Origin of the sequence: Micromonospora sp. NPDC001898, assembly GCF_042891255.1 — a bacterium.
GTDB lineage: Bacteria > Actinomycetota > Actinomycetes > Mycobacteriales > Micromonosporaceae > Micromonospora.
This window is the reverse complement of record NZ_JBIATC010000047.1, coordinates 1-2,750: the sequence shown is the minus strand read 5'-3', so window position 1 is coordinate 2,750 and position 2,750 is coordinate 1. Positions and strand designations below refer to the sequence as shown.

The window sequence follows — 2,750 nt, the reverse complement described above, 5'->3', positions numbered from 1 at the left end:
CTCCAACGCCGCCTCACCGACCTCTGGCGCGACACCCTCGAACTCGACCACATCGACATCCACGACAACTTCTTCGACCTCGGCGGCGACTCCCGCCTGGCGATGGTTCTGGTCGGCCGGATCCGGCAGGCGTACGGCCGGGCCGTGACCGGAGGCGGTCTGCTGGCCCGGCGCACCATCGCCGAACAGGCGGCCCTGATCGAGCAGGCGGTGCCGTCCGGACCGGCGGCTCCGACCGGGCAGGGGATTCCGGGCGGGCCGGCCGACGGCACCGGTCGGCCGGACGCCACGCCGGCCGCTCCCCTCGTCGCCCCGCTCTCGTACGGCCAGGAAGGGCTGTGGACGTGGCAGTTGCTGCACCCGGGAAGCCGTGCCTTCGTCCTGCCGGTGGCGCTGCGGATCAGTGGCGGCCCGGAACCGGCGCTGCTGGCCACGCACCTGTCCCGGGCGCTCGGCACGCACGAGGCGTTCACGGTGGAGATCGGTGACGAGACCGGGCGGACCGAGCTGCGTCGCACCGACCAGCCCTGCCGGGTCGACGTCCACGAGCCGGTGGTCGCCACGGACCGGGTCGAGGAGTACCTGCACCAGACCTTCCAGCTCCTGGCCGGTCGGATCGTCGCCGAGGGGGGCCGGCTCTGGCGCGCGGTGGTGGCCCGCACCGACGACGCCGGCCATCTCGTCCTGATCGCGGTGCACCACCTGCTGGTCGACGGGGCGTCGGTCAGGATCATCGTCGACAGTCTGCGAAACGAGCTGGCCGGCACCCCGGCACCCGCCTCGCCCGGCATGCTGGCCTTCGCCGCCGGGCAGCGCCGGACCGCGCCCGCGACCTGGGACGCCGAACGCGCCTACTGGCAACGGGAACTCGCACCCCCACCGGAGGCGCTGGAACTGCCGCTGGACCGATCCCGCCCGGCCCGGAGCGGCGAGACGGGACGCAGCGTCACCGTCACGCTCGAACCCACCGTCACGGCGGCGGTCGCGGCCCTCGCCAACCGGCACCGGACCTCCCCGTTCGCCGTGCTCCTCGCCGCCCTGGCCGCGGTCGCCCACCGGTACAGCGGGCAGCAGGACTTCGCCGTCTCCGTGCCCACTGCGGTGGACCGCTCCAGCCCAGACCTCGCCGACACCGTCGGTTACCTCGTGAACCTCCTCCCGATCCGGTTCACCGTCCCGGCCACGACCACGCTGGACGAACTGGTCGCGGTGACCACGGACCGGCTGTCGGGAGCCGTGGCGCATGCCGCTCTGCCGTTCGAGGAGATCCTCGCCGCCGTGTCAGGGGGCCGGTCGGACAACGCCGACCGGCTCACCCGCATGGTGGTGGCCCAGGAGATGCCGACCGGCCTGCCCGCCTCCGCCGACGGGTGCGTGCTCGACGAACTCCCGTTCGATCCGAGGGTGGCCAAGTACGAGCTGGGCGTCTTCGTGACCGAGCGCTCCGGGACGATCCGGTTGCGCTGGGAGTTCGCGACCGACGTCCTGGAGGCCGCGACCGTCCGGCGGCTCAGCACGTCGCTGGGTCTGCTGCTGACGTCCTCGCTCGCGGCGCGGCAGGAACCGATCAGTCGGATCAGCCTGCTGACCGACGACGACCGCGCCTTCCTGGAGCAGGTCAACCAGACCGCGTCGGACTACCCGGCGGACGCCGGACTGATCGAGCTCTTCGACGAGCAGGTGGCGCTGCGCCCGGACGCTCCGGCCGTACGGGGCACGCGTACGGTCACCTACCGGGAGTTGCACGACCGGTCCGTCGGGATCGCCGCGCGGTTGGTCGCCGCCGGCGTCCAACCCGGACAGCCGGTACTCGTCCTGGTCGGCCGCTCTCCGGAGTTCCTGGCCGCGCTACTCGGTGTGCTGCGCGCCGGAGGCGCCTACGTGCCCCTCGACGCCCGGAGCCCGGCGGACCGGGTGGCGGTGATCCGGGATTCGACCGGCGCGGTCCACGCGGTCGTCACCGCCGAGATGGCACACCTGGTACCCGGGGACATGGACCGGGTCGACCCCTGCGGCGCGACTGCGTGGGCGCCACCCCCGGGCTTCCCGGCGCGCGGCCCGCAGTCGACGGCGTACGTCATGTACACCTCCGGCTCCACCGGCAGCCCCAAGGGCGTGGAGATTGTCGACCGGTCGGTGGTACGGCTGGTCCGGGGGCAGAACTTCGCCACCTTCGGGCCGTCCGACGTCTTCGTACTCGCCTCGAACCTGGCGTTCGACGCCGCCACCCTGGAGATCTGGGGAGCCCTGCTCAACGGGGGCAGCATCGCGGTACCCAGCGACGCGACCGTCGCCGACCAGCGGGAACTGGCCGGCTTCATCGCCCGCACCGGCGTCACCGCCGGCTTCTTCAACGTCTCGGTGTTCCGGATGATGCTGGAGGCCGACCCGTACGCGCTGCGCGGCATGCACACCATCCTGGTCGGCGGCGAGGCGGTGCCGGGCCCGCTGATGGCCGAGGCCGCGCGGTTCCTCGACCACCGGAACCTGCTCAACGGCTACGGACCGACGGAGAACACCACCTTCTCCTGCTGCCACCGCCTGCTGGAGCCGCCGGCGCCGGACCGGCCGGTGCCGATCGGCCGCCCGCTGGCCAACTCCGGAGCGCTGGTGGTGGACGGGGAGCGGGAGCCGGTACCCGTCGGGGTCGTCGGCGAGATCGTCGTCAGCGGCGCGGGACTCGCCCGGGGCTACCTCAACGACGACGACCTCACCACCCAACGCTTCTACCACGACCCCACCGGCACCCG

The 2,750-nt window shown here is 73.0% G+C and carries 1 protein-coding gene; it reads left to right on the top strand.

The features are described from left to right. A partial coding sequence (locus ACFYZF_RS30600; protein ID WP_387026656.1) for an AMP-binding protein occupies positions 1–2,750 on the top strand: 2,750 nt, incomplete at both ends.